Source organism: Streptomyces paludis (assembly GCF_003344965.1).
In the GTDB taxonomy this organism is placed as follows: Bacteria; Actinomycetota; Actinomycetes; order Streptomycetales; family Streptomycetaceae; genus Streptomyces; species Streptomyces paludis.
Genome location: NZ_CP031194.1, coordinates 1,476,823 through 1,495,605, shown reverse-complemented (window position 1 = coordinate 1,495,605; position 18,783 = coordinate 1,476,823). Strand labels below are relative to the sequence as shown.

Sequence of the window (18,783 nt, the reverse complement as noted above, 5' to 3'; positions counted from 1 at the left end):
TCAGAGTCCCTTGGTCGTGATGGTGATCGTGCTGCCCTCGGGCGCGGTCTCGCCGCCCGCCACGGACTGCTTGCCGATGGTGTCACCCAGGAACGGGAAGCTGCGCTCCTCCTTGACCTCGAAGCCCGCCGCCTCCAGCGCCTTCCTGGCGTCCGCCGTCTTCTGCCCGGTCACATCCGGTACGGAGACCATCCGCGGCCCCTTGGACACGGTCAGCGTCACCGTGTCGCCCTCGGCCAGCCGGGTCCCCCGGGCCGCCGACTGCTCGGTCACGGATCCCTCCGCCACCGTCGAGTTCACCCGGTCCGCGGCCACCTCGACCTTCAGCCCCGCGTCCTCCAGCACCGCCGTGGCATCGGCCAGCGGCTGCCCGGTCACCTCCGGGACCTCGATCGCGGCCCCCTTGCTGACCACCAGCGCCACGCCCGTATCGGGCCGTACGTCGGAGCCGCCCGCCGGCTTCGAGGACACCACCGAGCCGCGCGCGACATCGTCGCTGAACTCCTCGGTGACCACCCCGGCCGCCAGCCCCTCCTTCTTCAGCAGGCTCCGCGCCTCCGCCAGCGGTCTGCCCGCCAGCTCCGGCACCCGTACGGTCTTCGGCCCCCGCGAGACGACCAGCGTCACCGGGCCGCTGCCCCGCACCCGGGCGCGCGGCTCCGGGTCCGTGGCCATTACCGTGCCGCGCTCGAACGCGTCGCTGAAGCCCTCCGTGACCTTCGCGTCGAGCCCCTCGTCCGAGAGCCGTTGGCGCGCGTCCGCCTCGCTCTTGCCGAGGACCGACGGCACGCGCGTGAACTGCCCCGAGTTGATGTACCAGACGCCCGTACCGACCCCGAGCGCCAGCAGCACCCCCAGCACCACGGCGACGATCCCGCGCCGCGGCATTCCCGGCAGTCCCGGCATTCCCGGTGTCCGCCGCCCGGTGCCGCCGCGCGCGGGCGGCCCGGCCTGCGGAGGCCCGGTCTCCAGCCTGCTCGTCCGGTTCACCTGGCGGTCCTCGCCGGGCAGCGCGCGCGGAATCACCGTCGTACGGCTCTCGCTCTTCGCGCCGGGGCCCGGCTCCGCCTTCGCCTTCGGCGGTACGGCGTCCAGCTGCGCGTCCGTCAGCGCGGCCCGCGCCGCCCGGGTCCGCGCCAGCAGCGCCACGGCGTCCGCCGGCCGCCCCTCCGGGTCACGCGCCGTCGCCACCGCGACCAGCGCGTCCAGCTCGGCGGCGAGCCCCGGCACGGAGGCCGACGGCGCCGGAACGTCCTCGTTGAGATGCAGATACAGCACCTGCGCGGGGGAGTCCCCGGTGTGCGGCTTGGCCCCCGTCAGCATCTCGTGCAGCACGACCCCGCACGCGTACACGTCGACCCGGGTGTCCGACGTCCCCTGCTCGATCTGCTCCGGCGCGAGGTACGACACCGTCCCGAGCACCGACCCGGTGGTGTTCGTCACGTCCCCCACGGCCCGCACCAGCCCGAAGTCGGCGACCTTGACCCGGCCGTCGTCCCCGATCAGCACGTTCTCCGGCTTCATGTCCCGGTGCACGAACCCCGCCCGGTGCGCGGCCCCCAGCGCGGCCAGCACCGGCTCCAGGATGTCCAGCGCCGCGCGCGGCTGAAGCGCGCCCCGCTCCCGCAGTACGTCGCGCAGCGTGCACCCCGCGACGTACTCCATCGCCAGATACACGTACGCGCCCTCGGCGCCCTGGTCGAACACCCCGACGATATTCGGATGGTCGAGCCGGGCGACGGCCTTGGCCTCCCGGATGAACCGCTCCACGAACGTCGCGTCCGTCGCGAGCGCGGGGTGCATCACCTTGAGCGCGAGGACCCGGTCGAGCCGGGTGTCGACGGCCCGGTAGACCGTGGCCATGCCACCGACGGCGATGCGCGCGTCGACGCGATAGCGGCCGTCGAGCAGGTGCCCGACGATGGGGTCCTGAAGGGTCGTATCCACGTCCTGAGTCTACGGTGACGCCTCCCGGCGGTTGCGCCTCCCGACGGTTACGCCTCCCGGCTAGGGGGCCGTGGTCTGCGGTGGTACCGGGGTGCGGGCCGGTGCGCCCGTGCCGGGTACCGGGGCGGGGTCGCCTCCCGGCGGGGGCCGTGGTCTTTGACGTGCGGCCGGTGCACGCAGTGCCGGGGGGCCGGGGGGCGTGGCGCGGCTGGTTGTCTCGGTGCCGGGGGCCGGGGCACTCCGGAGGCGCATCCCCGGATGCATGATTTACGCCGCGTGCGGGCCGGTGCACATGTGCGGGTTTCGTTCAGCGGCACAAATCACGCTCTACATCCGGGGACGTCACCTCCTGCGACCCCGGCCCCCTCCCGCCGGTGGACGGCCGGGCCACGAACTCCCCGGGCCGGGCCCGGTGGGTCCGTGCAGGGCTTCAGGACGGGTCGAACGACGCCAGGCCCAGTGGTGAGGACGACGGGGTCGCGTAGTGGCGGCGGGGGATTCTGCCTGCTCGGTGGGCCAGGCGGCCCGCTTCTACCGCGTGGCGCATTGCCGTGGCCATCAGGACCGGTTCTCGGGCGCGGGTGACCGCGGAGGCCAGCATGACCGCCGCGCAGCCGAGTTCCATCGCCAGGGCCGCGTCCGACGCGGTGCCCGCGCCCGCGTCGAGGATGACCGGCACGCGCGCGTGGGCGACGATCAGCTCGAAGTTGTGCGGGTTGCGGATGCCGAGGCCGGAGCCGATCGGGGAGCCCAGCGGCATGATCGCGGCGCAGCCGGCGTCCTCCAGTTTGCGGGCGAGGACCGGGTCGTCGTTGGTGTAGGGCAGGACGGTGAAGCCGTCGTCGACCAGGGTCTCCGCGGCGTCGAGGAGTTCGATCGGGTCGGGCAGCAGGGTGCGCTCGTCGGCGATGATCTCCAGCTTCACCCAGTCCGTGCCGAGGGCCTCGCGGGCCAGCCGGGCGGTGAGGACGGCCTCGCCGGCCGTGAAGCAGCCGGCGGTGTTGGGGAGCACACGGATGCCGAGGGTGTCGAGGAGCGAGAGGACGGAGCCGCCGGAGGCCGGGTCGAGGCGGCGCATGGCGACGGTGGTGAGTTCGGTGCCGGAGGCGATGAGGGCGCGTTCCAGCACATCGAGGCTGGTCGCGCCGCCGGTGCCCATGATCAGCCGGGATCCGAGGACGGTGTCGGCGAGGGTGAAGGGGGCGTCGGCCACAGGGGTCAGCCTCCTTGGACGGCGGTGAGGATCTCGACCCGGTCGCCGTCGGCGAGCGCGGTGCCGGACCAGCGGGTGCGGGGGACGACCGTCTCGTTGACGGCGGCGGCCACGCCCGAGCGGGCGGGGGTGAGGGTGGCGACGACCGCGTCGAGGGTCGTGGCGGCGGCGAACTCGCGGGGCTCGCCGTTCACGGAGACGTTCACGCGGGCTGCTCCTGACGTACGGGACGCGCGTTCGTGGTGAAGCGCAGGGGGGTGAACGGCCGGGCCGCGGCCGGCAGGGTGCCGGTGGCCAGCAGCTCGCCCATCGCGTCGCCGGTGACGGGGGTGAGCAGGACGCCGTTGCGGTAGTGGCCGGTGGCCAGGTGCAGGCCGGGCAGGGCGGTGGGGCCGAGGAGGGGCGCGTTGTCGGGGGTGCCGGGGCGCAGGCCCGCGCGGGTCTCGGTGAGGGGGAGTTCGGTGAGGCCGGGGACGAGTTCGTGGGCGTCGCGCAGGAGCCCGTAGACGCCGCCCGCCGTGACGGTTGTGTCCCAGCCCAGCTCCTCGCTGGTCGCGCCGACGACCAGTTCGCCGTTCTCGCGCGGGACCAGGTAGACGTGGCTGCCGCGGACGACGGCCCGCACGGTCCGGGAGAGGAACGGCGCGTACGGTCGCGGCACGGTCAGTCGCAGCACCTGGCCCTTGACGGGCCGTACGGGCGGACGGGCATCGTCAGGGACGCCCGCGAGCCGGCCGCTGAGGCTGCCCGCGGCCAGGACGACCTGGTCGGCGGTGAGCGCCCGGCCGTCGGCCAGCACGGCGCCGGTGGCCCGCTCCCGTACGACGGAGAGGCGCTCGGCGCGGGCGCGGTGGAACACCACCCCGGCGCGCTCGCAGGCCGTCAGCAGGGCGGTGGCGAGCCGGCGGGGGTCGATCTGGTGGTCGCCGTCGACCCGCAGCCCGCCCCGGACGCCGGGCGCCAGCATCGGTTCCAGGCGGCGGCACTCGCGCCCGGTGAGCCACTCGGCGGTGAGTCCGGAGCGGAGCTGGAGGGCGTGCAGCTCGCGGAGTTCGGCGCGGTCGTCGGCGTCGAGGGCGACCGCGAGGGTGCCGCAGGCGCGGTAGCCGGTGTCCTGGCCGCTCGCCTCCTCCAGCTCGGCGACGAAGGCGGGGTAGCGCTCGGCGGAGGCGAGGTTGAGGCCGAGCAGGGTCTGCTCGCCGTGGTGGAGTTCGGTGACGGCGGCGAGCATGCCGGCCGCGACCCGCGCGGCCCCGCCGCCCGGGTCCGGGTCGGCGACGGCGGTGCGCAGCCCGCGGAGCGCGGCCCGCCATGCGGTGACGAGGCCGATGATCCCGCCCCCGATGACGAGGACATCGGAACCGGCAGGACCGGTATGACCTTGGGGAAACGACTGCATGGGCGTCCAGCCCCTCCCTTCGCCGGCATGACCCGGATCAGGTTCGTACGGTCGGAGGCCGTGTCAGCCTCCCTCTCAGCCCGGTGCGTCCGGACTCCCGCGAGGTAGTGTCGACGGCCAGACTAACGTCCCGCGCCGCGGGCGGTAAGGGAGCATTCACGGTGGCACGCTCGCTCGACGGACTCGTCCTCTCCCCGGTCGACGACCAGGCCCCGGGCCAGGTGGGGACCCGCACGCGCTTCCGGTATCACGAGGAGAACGGCCGGATCTGGGCCGATTACGCGGGCGGCGACGTCGTGCGCGGCCATCTCGTGGGGACCCGCGAGGGCGACCGGCTGGACTTCCGTTACGTACAGCTGAAGCGGGACGGCGGGACCTCGTCGGGGCACTGCGTCTCCGCCGTCGGTGAACTCCCCGACGGCCGGGTCCGTCTGACGGAGACCTGGGAGTGGGAGTCGCGGGAGGGCAGCGGCACGAGCGTCGTGGAAGAGCTGCCCGCGGGCGCCCCGGAGGGCTCGGATGTCTGAGCCGGCGAAGCGAGTTGTCATCGTCGGCGCGGGAATGGCGGGCGTACAGACGGCCGTCGCGCTGCGGGAGCAGGGGTACGGCGGCGGGATCACGCTGATCGGGGCCGAGCCGCATCCGCCGTACGACCGGCCGCCGCTCTCCAAGGCGCTGCTGCTCGGCAAGGCGGACAGCTCGGCGTTCGACGTCGATTTCGCCGCGCTCGACGTCGAGTTGCGGCTCGGGCTGGAGGTGACCGGGCTGCGCGCCGGGGACCACGAGGTGGACACGGCGGGCGGACCGGTCCCGTACGGCGTGCTGGTCCTCGCCACGGGCGCGGAGCCGGTCGCGCTGCCCGGCACCGAGGGGATGCCCGGGGTGCACGCGCTGCGGACGCTGGACGACGCCGAGCGGCTGCGGCCGGTGCTCGCGCGGCGGCAGTCGATCGTGGTGGTGGGCGCGGGCTGGATCGGCGCGGAGTTCGCCACGGCGGCCCGCGAGGCCGGCTGCGAGGTGACGGTCGTGGAAGCGGCGGACCGGCCGCTGGCGGGCGCGCTGCCCGCCGAGGTCACCGGTCCGATGGCCGGCTGGTACGCGGAGAGCGGCGCCGAACTGCTCACCCACGCGCGCGTGGCCGCCGTCGAGCCGGGCTCGGTGGTGCTGGCGGACGGCCGGTCGCTGTCCGCGGAGGCCGTGGTCGTGGGCATCGGGGCGCGGCCCGCGACGGCCTGGCTGGCCGGCTCGGGCATCGCGCTCGGCCCGGACGGCTCCGTCACGGCGGACGAGCGGCTGCGCGCCTCGCTGCCGGACGTGTACGCGGTCGGCGACTGCGCCTCCTTCCCGTCCGCGCGCTACGGCGGACGGCTGCTGGTGCACCACTGGGACAACGCGCTCCAGGGGCCGCGTACGGTCGCCGCGCAGGTGCTGGGCGAGACCGAGCGGGTCTACGACCCGGTGCCGTACTTCTGGTCCGAGCAGTTCGGCCGCTTCGTGCAGTACGCGGGCCACCACGCGGCGGCCGACGCGCTGATCCGGCGCGGCGACCCCGAGGGCGTGGCCTGGTCGGCGGTGTGGCTGCGGGACGGGGTGCTGGTGGCGCTGCTGGCCGTGGGCAGGCCCCGGGACCTCGCGCAGGGCCGCAAGCTGATCGAGGCGGGCGCGCGGATGGATCCCGGGCGGGTGGCGGATCCGTCCGTACCGCTGCGCGGAGCGGTGGTGTGACGGGCGGTGACGGCACGGTCCGCGCTCGTTCAGGGGGCCTTGGCTACCGGCTGTCAGTCCGGGATGGCACGCTTGTCCTGTGACCGAGATTGACGCAAAGATCGATGCTCTCGTCCCCGCCTGGCTCCACCTGCCCGATATCGCCGAAATGTTCGATATCGAGGTGACGCGCGTGCGGCAGCTGGTGAAGGAAGGCCAGCTGATCGCCGTGCGCCGGGGGGAGAACCGGGCGCTTCAGGTGCCCGCCGCCTTTATCGACGGCAACAAGGTGGTCAAGGGCCTCAGCGGCACCCTGACGCTCCTGAGGGACGACGGCTTCACCGACGAAGAGATGCTTGAGTGGCTCTTCACTCCCGACCCCAGCCTGCCGGGCACGCCCGCGCAGGCGCTCAGTGAGAACCGCGGCACGGAGGTGAAGCGCCGGGCCCAGGCGCTCGCTGTCTAGCGCCTTCGTGGGGCGTGGCGGCGTCGCTCCCTTACGGGGGTGACGCCGCCACGCCCGACCAGACCGAACCCAACGGGGGGACTTCCCATGCCCACGGCCGATCCGTCGCCGCTGGCCGATGCCCGGCTCTACCTCTGCACGGACGCCCGCGGGCGCCAGGGCGATCTGCCCGAGTTCCTCGACGCCGTCCTCGCGGCCGGGGTGGACATCGTGCAGCTGCGCCAGAAGGGCCTGGAGGCGGCCGAGGAGCTGGACCACCTCCGGGTCTTCGCCGACGCCTGCCGGCGCCACGGCCGGCTGCTCGCGGTGAACGACCGCGCCGATGTCGCGCACGCCATCGGCTCCGACGTGCTGCATCTGGGCCAGGGCGACCTGCCCGTGCCCGCGGCCCGCGCCATCCTCGGCCCGGCGGCGCTGATCGGCCGCTCCACCCACGCCGAGGCCGAGGTGGACGCCGCCGCCACCCAGCCCGGCGTGGACTACTTCTGTACGGGCCCCTGCTGGCCCACCCCGACCAAGCCGGGCCGCCCTGCGCCCGGCCTCGGTCTGGTCCGGTACGCGGCGGCGCTGGCCCCCGCGCGCCCGTGGTTCGCGATCGGCGGGATCGACGCCGGCAACCTCGACGAGGTGCTCGACGCGGGGGCCCGCCGGATCGTCGTCGTACGGGCGATCACCGAGGCGGACGACCCGGCCGAGGCCGCCGCCGCCCTGGCGAAGCGGGTGCGCGAACGCGCGGAGTGACGTCCCCGTATCGGAATGTGGACGGTGAAGCCGGCCAGTTAACCGGCAATACCGGCGAATGTTCCCTGTTCGGTTGGGTTGAGCCGCACCCCCTCGCTAACCTGCCCGTATGGCCCTCGGCACCGCTTCGACCAGATCCGACCACGCACCTACCGTGCGTGAACTGCTCGCATCCGGAAAAACGTCCTTCTCGTTCGAGTTCTGGGCTCCCAAAACCGAAAAGGGGGAGCGCAACCTCTGGAACGCGCTGCGCCGGGTCGAAGCCGTCGCCCCGAGCTTCGTCTCGGTGACGTACGGCGCGGGCGGCTCCACCCGCGAGGGCACGGTCAGGGCCACCGAGCGCATCGCCGCCGACACCACCCTCACCCCGGTCGCCCATCTGACGGCGGTCGGCCAGTCCGTCGCCGAGCTGCGCAACATGGTCGGCCAGTACGCCGACGCCGGGATCCGCAACATCCTGGCCGTCCGCGGCGATCCGCCCGGAGACCCCATGGGCGAGTGGATCAAGCACCCCAAGGGCGTGCGCTACGCGGCCGAACTGGTCCGGCTCATCAAGGAGTCCGGCGACTTCTGCGTCGGGGTGGCCGCCTTTCCCGAGATGCATCCGCGCTCGCCGGACTGGGACACGGACATCCGGCACTTCGTCGACAAATGCCGGGCCGGTGCCGATTACGCCATCACGCAGATGTTCTTCGACCCCGAGGGATATCTGCGGCTGCGCGACCGCGTCGCCGCCGCCGGTTGCGCGACACCGATCATTCCCGAGATCATGCCCGTCACGAGCGTCAAGATGCTGGAACGGCTGCCACAGCTCTCCACCGCTGTCGTCCCGCCCCGGCTGAAGGAGCGGATCCTCGCGGTGCGGGAGGATCCGGCCGCTGTACGCTCCATTGGCATCGAGTTCGCGACGGAGTTCTGCGCCGAGCTGCTCTCCGAGGGTGTCCCCGGCTTGCACTTCATCACGCTCAACAACTCCACTGCGACGCTCGAAATCTACGAGAATCTCGGACTGCACGCGCAGTCGTGACCGGCCGTACCCGCCCTCGTTCCGGGGCGGCGGCCGCAGGAGAGGGGCGGGCATGGGCTGGACGGTCCTCTACATCGCATTCGGCATCGTGGCACTGTGGCTGCTGGGCGAGGTACTGCTCCAGTACAAGGCGCGGCTGCGCTGGCGGGTGCTCGCCTTCGGCGGATTCATGGTGGTGGTGCTCGGCGTCCTGATCCCGAATGTCATCGTGATCGGGATCGGCACGGCCGGCTTCGCGGTCGGCCAGACATATGTGACGCTCTCCTTCCGCAGCGGCTTCGCGACCGGCTGGTCGATCGGCGGCAGGCCGAGCGCCGGCAGCAGCCGCCGCCGCAAGGCCGCCGACCGCGAACCGGCCCTCGAAGTCTCGGACTTGGAGTACGAACCGGTGGCCCCGGCCGCCGATCCCGCGTTCGTGTACGCGACGGAGCCGCTGCCCGACGAGACCGCGCAGTACGGCATGTACGACGACAAGACCGGGGCCGCGGCCCAGGGCGCGGGCGGCCAGGACGCGGACGGGCAGCGGGTGAACGACTGGACGGCCGACTTCGACGCCTACCGGACGGGCCTGTCCGACCAGTCGGGTCAGCCGGACCAGTCCGACCAGGACGTCTTCGCCGTCCGCGCGCAGGACACCTCGTCCTCGTACGGCGGCGGCTACGGCTACCAGGGCCAGGACGGCTACGCGCAGCAGTACGACTACGGGACGGGCATCGGCGGCGGGACCGGCGGCGACGTCGGGGCGAGCGGGCAGCAGTACGCCGCGTACTCCGACCCGTACATCGGCTCGTCCCACGCCTCCCCGCCCGGCGACGCCGGGTCGTACACCTCCTATGACGGCTTCGGCAATCAGCAGCAGTACACCGACCCCTACACCGGCCAGCAGTACGCGGGCGACACACCGCCCGGCGGGGTCTGGATGCCGCAGCAGCGCGAGAACGACGGGGACCAGCCGTTCCCGCCGGTGCCGGGGGAGCCGCCGTACCAGCAGGGGTACGGCACCGACTCCGGGACCCAGCCGCACTACAACGACCAGCAGTACCGCTACTGACCGCGGCCGGCGGGGCGTTGACGCACCGCCGGCTCACAGCTTGCTGCTCGCAGCGTGCGGCTCCTGGCTCACTGCGAGCCGCGGAAGTCCGCCCCCTCCACGATCAGCCCGGCCACCAGCGCGCCCGACATGCCGGCATGGGCGAGCCCGCCGCCGGGGTGCGCCCAGCCGCCCGCCCGGTACAGCCCGGCCAGCCGGGTGGCGTTCGCCGGATACAGCAGTCGGCCCGCCGTCCCGGCCAGCGCGGGCGGCGGCACCGAGCCGCCGGGGGCACCGGTCTCGGCCGCCGTGTCGGCGGGGGTGCGGATCTCGCGCCAGAGCAGCCGTTCCGCCAGTCCGGGCACGACCGCGCCGGCCGCCGCCACCAGCGCGTCGGCATACCGCTCGCGCGCACCGGCGGCCGACCAGTCGACCGACCGGCCGTGCGTGCCGTGCGGGGCGACCGTCGCGGTGAGGGTGACCGCCTCGTGGCCTTCGTCGGGCCGGGTCGCCGGATCGTCGGGGCGTACCACCGTGACCGTGGGGCGCGCGGCCGTCCGCCCGGCGAAGACCTCGGCCGCCTCGGCGGGGCCGTCGGGGGAGTGCAGCACCGTACGGTGCGCCGCGTCCGCGTCGCGCGCGCCGCGCAGCGCCAGCAGCACCGTGAACCGGCCGGGCACCACGCTCCCGTCCGCCGCCCGCGGGGGTACGTCGCCCTCCCCGTCCAGCGCCGCCGCGACGAGCCCGCCGGGCGCGACACCCGCCACGACCCGGTCGGCGGGCACGGCCGTACCGTCCGCCAGCTCCACCCCGGTGGCGGCGCCGTCCTTCTCCACGATCCGCACCACCTCGGCGCCGAAGCGGAACTCCACCCGCCGCGCCAGGCACCGTTCGTACACCGCGCGCGCCAACTCCCGCATCCCGCCGCGCACATACCAGCTGCCGAAGGTCTGCTCCAGGTACGGGAGCAGCGCGGCGCTCGCGGGCGCGGTGCGCGGGTCGAGACCGTACGACAGGGCGCAGCCGTCGAGCAGGGCGGCCAGCCGGGGGTCGGCCAGCTCCCAGGCGCCGATCTCCGCGAGCGTGGTGGCCTGCCGGGCACCCCGCAGCAGCCGGCGCTGCCGGAGCGCCGGGTAGGGATCGCGGCCCAGCACCGGCCAGTCGGGCCACAGCGGCTCTTCGAGCAGCGGTCTGCGGGACCGGTCCCAGGCGTCCCTGCCCCGCCCGAGGAACTCGCCCCAGCGGACGCCCGCGCCCGCGCCGAGCGCCGTGTCCAGGACGGCGACCACGCCCGCGCGGGAGCTGTTCGGCAGCCGTACGTCCGTACCGTCGGCGAAGACATGGCGGCTCGCCGGGTCCACCTGGTCGAGCCGCACGCTCTGCTCCAGGGACTCCTTGCCGGTCTTGACGAAGAGATCGCGCTGAACGGCGGGGAGCCGCAGCAGCGTCGGCCCGGTGTCGAAGACGAAACCGTCGCGCTCGAAGCGGCCGACCGCCCCGCCGTAGGTCTCCGCGCGCTCGCACACCGTCACCCGGTGCCCCGCCACCGCCAGCCGGGCAGCCGCCGCCATGGCGCCCATGCCGGCGCCGATCACCACAATCCGTGCCATGCCAGGGACTTTAAACGGACGGGGTGAGTAGGTGTACCCAGACCCCAGGATGAGTAGGTGAGCGGATGGGCCGTCACCCGTGGAGACGGGAGAGTGGAGGCCGCGGAGGGGGCGCGGCGCCGCACCGCCGACACGGGGCGGCGGAACGGCGCGGCACCCCCGAAGCGAGGGGAACGCGGGACCACGGGGGAACGTGGGACACGGGGGACAACGGGGAACGTGGAACGGGGGACAACGGGAACGGGGGAACGGGGGAACGGGGGAAGGCGCCGGTCCGGCGTGGCTCTGGGGGATGGAGTCGCACCGGGCCGGCGTTTCCGTGTGCTTTCGTGCGCGGGGGCCGCGGAACAGGGCCGCGCGCGGGGAAAACCGCAGGTCGGAGCCGATTGTCAGTGGTGCCCCTCAGGATGGGCACATACGGCCACAGCGCCGTCACACGACGACAGGAGGCTCGTCATGGCCCGCTCTTCCACGGGCGCCGCGCACCGGCGCCGTACGGACGGCCCCGTGCCCTCGCCCTCTCCGACCGGACCGCCCGCCGACATCCACCCCGTCGCCCGGCTCACCTCCGCCCCGCCCGCCGCCAGGGACCTGCTCGCCCAGGCGCGTTCGGGTCTCGCCGAGGCCGCCGCGCTGGACTCTCCGAACGAGCGCTACGCCACCGCCCATCTCGCCGCGCTGCGCGCCGCCGCCGCGGTGCTCGCGGTCCGGGGACGCCCCGAGACCACGCCCCAGCGCCGCCGCCGGATCAGGAGCGCCTGGGAGGTGCTCCCCGAGATCGCGCCCGAGCTGACCGAGTGGAGCGGCCTGTTCGCCGCCGGTGCCACCCGCAGGGCCCGCGCCGAGGCGGGGATACGGGACGCGGCCGGCCGACGGGACGCGGACGACCTGCTGCGGGACGCGGCGATGTTCCTGCGTCTGGTGGAGCGGCTCCTCATACCGGCGGCGCCCCGGCCCCGGCCGCCCGGGTGACGGGGAGGAGCGGCGGCAGGCAATAGGGTGGGAGGCGAATCCGCACTGTTCCACGCCCCGCCGTCCGGGGCGGCGCCGCCCTAGGAGTCAACTGCCGTGTCGGAGCCTTCCGCAGTCTTCGGCGGGGAGACGCCATCCCGCCCCCGTGGTTCCCTCCGTACCGCCGTGGTGTGGGAGGTCCTCAAGGACGCACTCGACCACCGGGCCAAGGCGGCGGGGACGGAAGTCCTCGATGTGCTGGACACCGGAGGGGGCACCGGCAACTTCGCGGTGCCCGTCGCCCGGCTGGGGCACCGGGTGACGGTCGTCGACCCCAGCCCGAACGCGCTCTTCGCGCTGGAGCGCCGGGCGGCGGAGGCCGGGGTGGCCGAGCGTGTCCGCGGGGTGCAGGGCGACATCCACGGCCTCTTCGACGTGGTCGGGCGCGGCGGCTTCGACGCCGTGCTCTGCCACGGCGTGCTGGAGTACGTGGACGACCCGGCCGACGGCATCCGGAACGCGGTGGCGGCGCTGCGGTCCGCCGGGACGCTCAGCCTGCTTGCCGCCGGCCTGGGCGGAGCCGTGCTCGCCCGTGCGCTCGCCGGGCACTTCAACGAGGCCCGGCAGGCCCTGACCGACCCGGCGGGACGCTGGGGCGCGGCCGACCCGGTGCCCCGGCGCTTCACCGCCGAGCAGCTCACGGAGCTGGTCGGCGGGGCCGGTCTCGCGGTCGGTGCCGTGCACGGCGTGCGGGTCTTCGCGGACCTGGTCCCCGGTGGTCTGGTCGACACCCAGCCGGGCGCCCTGGACGCCCTGCTGAAACTGGAGGCGGCGGCGGCCGAGCTGCCCGCCTTCCAGTCCGTGGCCGGCCAGCTGCACGTCCTGGGCGAAAAACGGGCCTGAGGCGCGGCCCGATGCCCGGCGGCCCTCCCCGCGACGCGCTGTGAGGGGCCCGGAGGACTCCCGGAGCGGTTGCGGAGGGTCCGTGGAGGGCCCGTGAAGGCACCCCGGGGAGCGTCCGGAGGGCACCGGCGGGGGCCGGGAGTACCGATCGCGCAGCTGATCAGCGACGCAGCCGCGCATGGAGTGCGCCACAGGCCCCCCGGTGGGGCGTCCGGCGCCGTATGATCGGGGTACACCATCCGGCATGACGGGTCGATGGTTGGGGAATCAACGCCTCAACAAGCGAGCCGACATGGCGGCCCGGAATGGCGAATTGGCGTTGAGGGCGGGTTTCACGGGGGCGATTCCCTGCCTATCCTTGAAGGAGCCGCATACCGGTCGCCCCCCGCGACCGACGACTAGGAGGACTCCGTGCCGCTCTCGGAGCACGAGCAGCGAATGCTCGAGCAAATGGAGCGAGCGCTGTACGCCGAAGATCCCAAGTTCGCGACAGTGCTTGAGGGAAGCGGGCTGCGTACGTACACCCGGCGACGGGTCTACCAGGCAGTCGCAGGCTTCCTGGTGGGTATCGCGCTCCTCATGGCCGGAATGGTCGCCCAGCAGATCTGGATCAGTGTGGTGGGGTTCCTCGTCATGCTGGGCTGTGCGGTCCTGGCGGTCACTGGCTGGCGCAAAGCGCCCAAACCAGGTGAACAACAGACGGCGGGCGGCGCTTCGGGCGGCGCCACGGCCGACCGGCGACCATCCAGACAGCGTCGCTCGATGATGAACCGGATCGAGCAGCGGTGGCAGCGCCGCCGCGACGAACAGGGTCAGTGAGCGAGCGAGGCACCACAACAGGACCCATGACCGAGGGGCGAACGCATTGAGCGTTCGCCCCTCAGTCATGGGCCGGTGGTGACGGTTCCGTCCCGCGCGTCCCGCTCCCCGCCCGGTCAGCCCCGCTGCCGGGAGAGGCGCAGCCGCGCCGTGGTGGCCGACCAGCCGGCGGCCAGGCCCGCACGCCGTGCTTCCCAGCGGTCGGTCAGCGCCGACCAGTGCCCGGAGACGGCCCAGACCACCCGAACGGATGAGCGCGGCACGAGCAGTGCGCGCAGCCGGGTCCAGCGGCCCGCCGCGTCGCGCAGTCCCGCCCCGGCCAGCCGGGCGTCCTCGGCGAGGCCCGCCTCCGGCTGGGGATCCGGCGCGTACAGCACCCGCTCCACCGCACCGGCCGCCCGGTGCACGGCCTCGGCCGGGGGACCCTCCAGACCGCCGAGCCGTACGATCCTGGCCGCGGCCTTCCGCGGGGTCTGCGAATCGTCCGGCGGGATGCCGTGGTCCCACGCCGTGTCGGTGATCTCCCGCCACGCCGCCAGTGTCCGGGACGCGGCGTCCTGCGGGGTGCGTCCCCCGGAGCCGAGCCGCCGGGCCCGGACCCTGGTCCGCCACAGCAGGGGCAGCAGAAGCAGCAGCAGGACGGCCAGCGAGCCCAGGACGACGGAGATCACCGTGCCCACCGGGATGCCCGAGTCGGTCGGCGGGGTGGCCGCGTCGGCCGCCGCCACGTCGCACTCGTTCAGCCGCCGTGCCTCGGCCGGGCAGCCGGTCTCCGAGGCGGTCGGTGCCACCGTCGGCTCGGCCGAGGTGCTCGCGTCGGGGCTGCTCGGGTCGGTCGGTCCGTCGGCCGGGGCCTCCGGGCGGGTGTAGTCCGGGGTGCTGCCCCGGCTCGGGGTCGGCTCGAAGCGGGTCCAGCCGACGCCCTCGAAGTACAGCTCAGGCCAGGCGTGCGCGTCGCGCAGCCCGACCGACATGCTGCCGTCGGACTGCGGGGTGCCCGGGGTGAAGCCCACCGCGACCCGCGCCGGAATGCCCAGCGTGCGGGCCATCGCGGCCATCGCGAACGAGAAGTGGACGCAGAAGCCTTCCTTGTTCTGGAGGAAGCGGGTGATCGCCGTGACCCCGGTGCCCGAGTCGACCTCGGTGTTGTACGTGAACCCGCCGTCCAGCGCGAACCAGTCCTGGAGCCGGACGGCCCGCTCATAGTCGTTCTTGGCGCCCTTGGTGACACGGAGCGCGGTCTGCTTCACCTCGTCCGGCAGGATGGCCGGCACCTGGGTGTACTCGCGGCGCAGCGCGGACGGCGCCTCGGGCGCCGAGGCGAGCTGCTCCCTGGTGGGATTGACCAGCAGGCTGGCCACCTCGTACTGGGCGCCGCGCGTGGACTGGCCGCGGTCGCCGACCAGCGTCCGGCCCGTGGGCTCGAAGCGCCAGCGGCCCGAGATCTTCACCTTGGTCGCCGGGTAGGGCATCGGCAGATAGTTCTGCCGGTACCAGCCCGCGGCCGACACATTGGTCGTCACCTCGGTGGTGCCGACGTCGGAGCGCAGCCCGGGCGGGCCGGGCAGCCGGTCGGGCACGTCCTCCACGGCGCGCTGCGAGAAGCGCCAGGACGTGCCGTCGAACCGGTCCAGCGCCATGATCCGCAGATACAGGTCCTGGGTGTTCTTCGCGTTCGTCTTGTAGCGCAGGGCCTCGCGGTCCTCGGGCTGGTTCAGATTGTCCTGGAGCGAGACCAGCGGATTCACCGCGGAGATCGTCCCGCCACCGCCGGACCCGGCGCCGGTGCCGCGGCCCGCGTCGGCGAGCAGCCCGCCGTCCAGCGCGGGGAGCACGGCCGGCACCGCCAGGGCGACGCCCAGCGCCACCACACCGATCCTGCGGCCGGTGCGCACCGGGGCGCGGCCGGACGCGTTCGGCCCGGCCGGGAAGCGGGCGGGAGCGCTCGGCGCGCCGCTGAACACCCGGCCCCACTGGGACAGCCGGTCCCGGCTCTCGGCCAGCAGAAGCAGCAGATAGCCGACGGCCGCGAGCAGGAACCACATCCAGCCGCCGGCCCCGCCCGAAAGCCCCGCGGCCACCGAGTACAGGGCGAGCAGCGGCAGTCCGGCCGCGGCGGCGCTGCGGAAGGTCACCGCGATCGCGTCCACCGCGAGCCCGATGAGCAGCACCCCGCCGATCAGCATCAGCCGGATGCCGTCCGTCGCCGGGGCCGGTATCGCGTACCGGCCGACGTCGTCGGCGCCCGAGGTGAGCAGATCGGCGAAGGCGGTGAAGACCTCCGGCGTCGGCACGAAGCCGAACAGCGCCTCCTCCTTGGTGAAGGCCACCGTGAGCATCACCAGCGCGGCGACCGTCTGGAGCACGACCGTCAGGGCCCGCGCCAGCGGCACCCGTCTGGCCAGCGCGCCCACCGCGCTCATGACCGCGACCATGAGCCCGGCCTGGAGCAGCCAGAGAACCGGCTCCACCAGCGGGACCAGGGCGCCCGCCGACATCAGCGTGGCGGCCAGCGCGCAGAGCGCCAGCCTTCCGCGACCGCTCATGACCATCCTCCGGAGAAGCCTGTGGAGCCGCCGGTGACGGCCGATTCCGAGTGCTGCCGCGCGGCCTGCCGCCACAGCTCGGGCAGCTCCGCGCCCGAGGTCACGGCCAGCGCGGTCCAGCCCGCCTCGCGCAGCTGCCGCAGCCGCTCCTCGGCCCGGCCGGCCGGGCCGCCGGCCGCCGTCCAGCCGCCGCTGTCGAGCACGAAGGCGACGGCGGCGCCGCTGCGCTGCCGCATCCGGGCGGCCACCGCGGCCTGTTCGGCGTCGAGATCACCGAAGAACGCCACCAGCAGCCCGCCGGAGCTGCCGCGCAGTACCTCGTACGAGCGGGAGAGGTCCGTGTCGTCGGAGTGGTCGACGACGGCGAGGGTGTCCAGCATCAGACCGGCCGCCTCGGCGGTCTCCTGGGTCGCGCCGGCGAAGCCGTCGCCGCCCTCGCCCGGGACCGTACCGCCGGTGTCCGTCAGCAGCCGTACCGCGAAGCCGCGTTCCAGCATGTGCACCAGGGCGGAGGCCGCGGCGGACACCGCCCATTCGAAGGCCGAGTCCGGGCCCGAGCCCTGATAGCCGGCCCGCCGGGTGTCCAGCAGCACCGTGCACCCCGCGCGCTGCGGCTGCTCCTCGCGGCGCACCATCAGCTCGCCGTAGCGCGCGGTGGAGCGCCAGTGGACCCGGCGCAGGTCGTCGCCGTGCCGGTAACCGCGCGGGATCACATCGTCCTCGCCGGCCAGCGCCAGCGAGCGCTGGCGGCCGTCGCCGAAGCCGGAGGAGTCCCCGGCGAGCGGCACCGGCGGCAGCGGTTCGGTGCGGGGGATGACGGTCAGGGTGTCGTACGCGCTGAAGGAGCGGGTCAGCTCGCACATCCCGAAGGGGTCGCTCAGCCGCAGCTGGAGCGGGCCCAGCGGATAGCGTCCGCGCAGATCCGACCGGACCCGGTACGACACCTCGCGGCGGCCGCCCGGCTCCACCCGGTCCAGCACGAACCGGGGGCGCGGCCCGAGGACGTACGGCACATGGTCCTGGAGCATCAGCAGCCCGGTAGGCAGCCGGGTCACGTTGTCCATCCGCAGATGGACGCGCGCCTCGGCGCCCGCCGGCACCCGGGAGGGCGTCAGCCGCCGGCTGCCCGCGACCCGGTAGCGGGTGCGGTACAGGACGGCGACGCAGATCAGCGGGAGCACCGCGAGCAGCAGCCCCACCCGCAGGAGATCCGACTGGCCCAGCACATAGGCGCAGATGGCCGCGGCGACCCCGGCGGCGAGAAACGAACGGCCGCGCGTGGTCAGTCCGGAGAGCGCGGCCCGCAGCCCGCCGTGCTCCCCGCCGTCGCCGCCGTCCGGGCCGGCCGGCCCCCCGGAGGCCATCACAGCCGCCGGGCGCCGGACTGCTGTCCGAAGAGCGCGCCGCCGGCCGCGGTCGTGCGGCCCGGGGCCCGGCCGCCGTCGGCCGTGGGCACCGCCGTCCGCTGGAGGATGTCCTGCACGACCTGCTCGGCGGTACGGCGGTTCAACTGGGCCTGCGCCGTGGGCAGCAGCCGGTGCGCGAGCACGGCGACCGCCAGCGACTGCACATCGTCCGGGAGCGCGTACTCCCGGCCGGCCAGCGCCGCCGCCGCCTTCGCGGCCCGCACGAGATGGAGCGTGGCGCGCGGTGAGGCGCCGAGTCTGAGGTCCGGGTGCGTACGGGTCGCGGAGACCAGCTCCACCGCGTACCGCCGGACGGACTCGGCGACATGGACCGTGCGCACCGCGTCGATCAGCTTCACGATGTCGTGCGCGTGGGCCACCGGCTGGAGGTCGTCGAGCGGGGAGATACCGCCGTGCACGTCGAGCATCTGCAACTCGGCCTCGGCGCTGGGATATCCCATCGACACCCGGGCCATGAAGCGGTCGCGCTGCGCCTCCGGGAGCGGATAGGTGCCTTCCATCTCCACCGGGTTCTGGGTGGCGACCACCATGAACGGGTCGGGCAGTTCATAGGTGTGCCCGTCGATGGAGACCTGGCGCTCCTCCATGGACTCCAGCAGCGCGGACTGGGTCTTGGGCGACGCGCGGTTGATCTCGTCGCCGATCACGATCTGCGCGAAGATCGCGCCCGGTTTGAACTCGAACTCCCGCTGCTGCTGGTCGTAGATCGACACGCCGGTGATGTCCGACGGCAGCAGGTCGGGGGTGAACTGGATTCGCCGCACCGAACAGTCGATGGAGCGTGCGAGCGCTTTGGCCAGCATGGTCTTGCCCACGCCGGGGACATCCTCGATCAGAAGATGTCCCTCGGCGAGCAGCACGGTCAGCGAAAGCCGTACGACCTCTGGCTTGCCCTCGATCACACCCTCCACCGACGCGCGGACTCGCTCCGCTGTGGTGGTCAGATCCGTGAGGCTCGCTCGATCGTCATAGGTCGTCACCCGGCCCTCCTCGGCCCTTT

The 18,783-nt window shown here is 74.0% G+C and carries 17 protein-coding genes and 1 riboswitch; of the genes, 9 read left to right on the top strand and 8 right to left on the bottom strand.

Annotated elements, in window-relative coordinates; all coding sequences use genetic code 11:
* The 4 genes from pknB to thiO form a co-directional block, all read right to left on the bottom strand.
* On the bottom strand, window positions 1–1,947 hold the full coding sequence (gene pknB, locus DVK44_RS06500) for a Stk1 family PASTA domain-containing Ser/Thr kinase (protein WP_181957411.1): 1,947 nt from the start codon (window positions 1,945–1,947) through the stop codon (window positions 1–3).
* Between the two features lie 430 nt (window positions 1,948–2,377).
* Window positions 2,378–3,160, bottom strand: coding sequence for a thiazole synthase (locus tag DVK44_RS06495; protein WP_114658768.1), 783 nt, complete (start codon window positions 3,158–3,160; stop codon window positions 2,378–2,380).
* 5 nt (window positions 3,161–3,165) lie between these two features.
* Window positions 3,166–3,366 carry a sulfur carrier protein ThiS gene (thiS, locus tag DVK44_RS06490; protein WP_114658767.1) on the bottom strand — a complete coding sequence of 67 codons (201 nt, stop codon included), beginning with the start codon at window positions 3,364–3,366 and terminating at the stop codon, window positions 3,166–3,168.
* A complete protein-coding gene (thiO, locus tag DVK44_RS06485) occupies window positions 3,363–4,559 on the bottom strand; it encodes a glycine oxidase ThiO (RefSeq protein WP_114658766.1) in 1,197 nt (398 codons plus the stop codon). The genes thiS and thiO overlap by 4 nt, the downstream gene beginning before the upstream one ends.
* Window positions 4,557–4,670: riboswitch (TPP riboswitch) on the bottom strand. Its footprint overlaps the gene before it by 3 nt.
* A gap of 50 nt (window positions 4,671–4,720) precedes the next feature.
* On the opposite strand from thiO, the gene DVK44_RS06480 reads away from it, so the two are divergent.
* From DVK44_RS06480 to DVK44_RS06455, 6 genes are all read left to right on the top strand, one after another.
* On the top strand, window positions 4,721–5,086 hold the full coding sequence (locus tag DVK44_RS06480) for a hypothetical protein (RefSeq protein WP_114658765.1): 366 nt from the start codon (window positions 4,721–4,723) through the stop codon (window positions 5,084–5,086).
* A complete protein-coding gene (locus DVK44_RS06475; protein ID WP_114658764.1) occupies window positions 5,079–6,284 on the top strand; it encodes an NAD(P)/FAD-dependent oxidoreductase in 1,206 nt (401 codons plus the stop codon). Before DVK44_RS06480 ends, DVK44_RS06475 begins: the two co-directional genes overlap by 8 nt.
* 79 nt (window positions 6,285–6,363) lie before the next feature.
* Complete coding sequence (locus DVK44_RS06470; RefSeq protein WP_114658763.1) at window positions 6,364–6,729, top strand: Rv2175c family DNA-binding protein; 366 nt, start codon at window positions 6,364–6,366, stop codon at window positions 6,727–6,729.
* A gap of 87 nt (window positions 6,730–6,816) precedes the next feature.
* Window positions 6,817–7,470, top strand: coding sequence for a thiamine phosphate synthase (gene thiE / locus DVK44_RS06465; RefSeq protein WP_114658762.1), 654 nt, complete (start codon window positions 6,817–6,819; stop codon window positions 7,468–7,470).
* A 109-nt stretch (window positions 7,471–7,579) separates the two neighbouring features.
* On the top strand, window positions 7,580–8,497 hold the full coding sequence (gene metF, locus DVK44_RS06460; protein WP_114658761.1) for a methylenetetrahydrofolate reductase [NAD(P)H]: 918 nt from the start codon (window positions 7,580–7,582) through the stop codon (window positions 8,495–8,497).
* A 52-nt stretch (window positions 8,498–8,549) separates the two neighbouring features.
* Window positions 8,550–9,548, top strand: a complete 999-nt coding sequence (locus DVK44_RS06455) for a hypothetical protein (protein ID WP_114658760.1) — start codon at window positions 8,550–8,552, stop codon at window positions 9,546–9,548.
* 68 nt (window positions 9,549–9,616) lie between these two features.
* On the opposite strand, the gene DVK44_RS06450 is transcribed toward DVK44_RS06455, so the two are convergent.
* Window positions 9,617–11,137 carry a phytoene desaturase family protein gene (locus tag DVK44_RS06450; RefSeq protein ID WP_114658759.1) on the bottom strand — a complete coding sequence of 507 codons (1,521 nt, stop codon included), beginning with the start codon at window positions 11,135–11,137 and terminating at the stop codon, window positions 9,617–9,619.
* Window positions 11,138–11,593: 456 nt separating this feature from the next.
* Here DVK44_RS06450 and DVK44_RS06445 point away from each other — a divergent pair, with 456 nt between their 5' ends.
* The 3 genes from DVK44_RS06445 (at window position 11,594) to DVK44_RS06435 (ending at window position 13,810) form a co-directional block, all read left to right on the top strand.
* Window positions 11,594–12,109, top strand: a complete 516-nt coding sequence (locus tag DVK44_RS06445) for an SAV_6107 family HEPN domain-containing protein (RefSeq protein WP_114658758.1) — start codon at window positions 11,594–11,596, stop codon at window positions 12,107–12,109.
* A gap of 96 nt (window positions 12,110–12,205) precedes the next feature.
* Window positions 12,206–12,991, top strand: coding sequence for a class I SAM-dependent methyltransferase (locus DVK44_RS06440; RefSeq protein WP_114658757.1), 786 nt, complete (start codon window positions 12,206–12,208; stop codon window positions 12,989–12,991).
* Between the two features lie 411 nt (window positions 12,992–13,402).
* Window positions 13,403–13,810: a DUF3040 domain-containing protein gene (locus DVK44_RS06435; RefSeq protein WP_114658756.1), complete on the top strand. Its 408-nt coding sequence runs from the start codon at window positions 13,403–13,405 to the stop codon at window positions 13,808–13,810.
* A gap of 116 nt (window positions 13,811–13,926) precedes the next feature.
* Here the strand turns inward: DVK44_RS06435 and DVK44_RS06430 are convergent, their stop codons facing one another.
* The 3 genes from DVK44_RS06430 to DVK44_RS06420 are packed head-to-tail and all read right to left on the bottom strand — an operon-like array spanning window position 13,927 to window position 18,763.
* Window positions 13,927–16,356, bottom strand: coding sequence for a transglutaminase TgpA family protein (locus tag DVK44_RS06430; protein ID WP_114658755.1), 2,430 nt, complete (start codon window positions 16,354–16,356; stop codon window positions 13,927–13,929).
* Entirely contained in the window at window positions 16,353–17,720 is a 1,368-nt protein-coding gene (locus DVK44_RS06425; protein WP_114658754.1) for a DUF58 domain-containing protein, read from the bottom strand. Before DVK44_RS06425 ends, DVK44_RS06430 begins: the two co-directional genes overlap by 4 nt.
* Window positions 17,720–18,763 (bottom strand): AAA family ATPase, encoded by a 1,044-nt coding sequence (locus DVK44_RS06420; protein WP_114658753.1) that lies wholly within the window; start codon window positions 18,761–18,763, stop codon window positions 17,720–17,722. Before DVK44_RS06420 ends, DVK44_RS06425 begins: the two co-directional genes overlap by 1 nt.
* Window positions 18,764–18,783 lie beyond the last annotated feature (20 nt).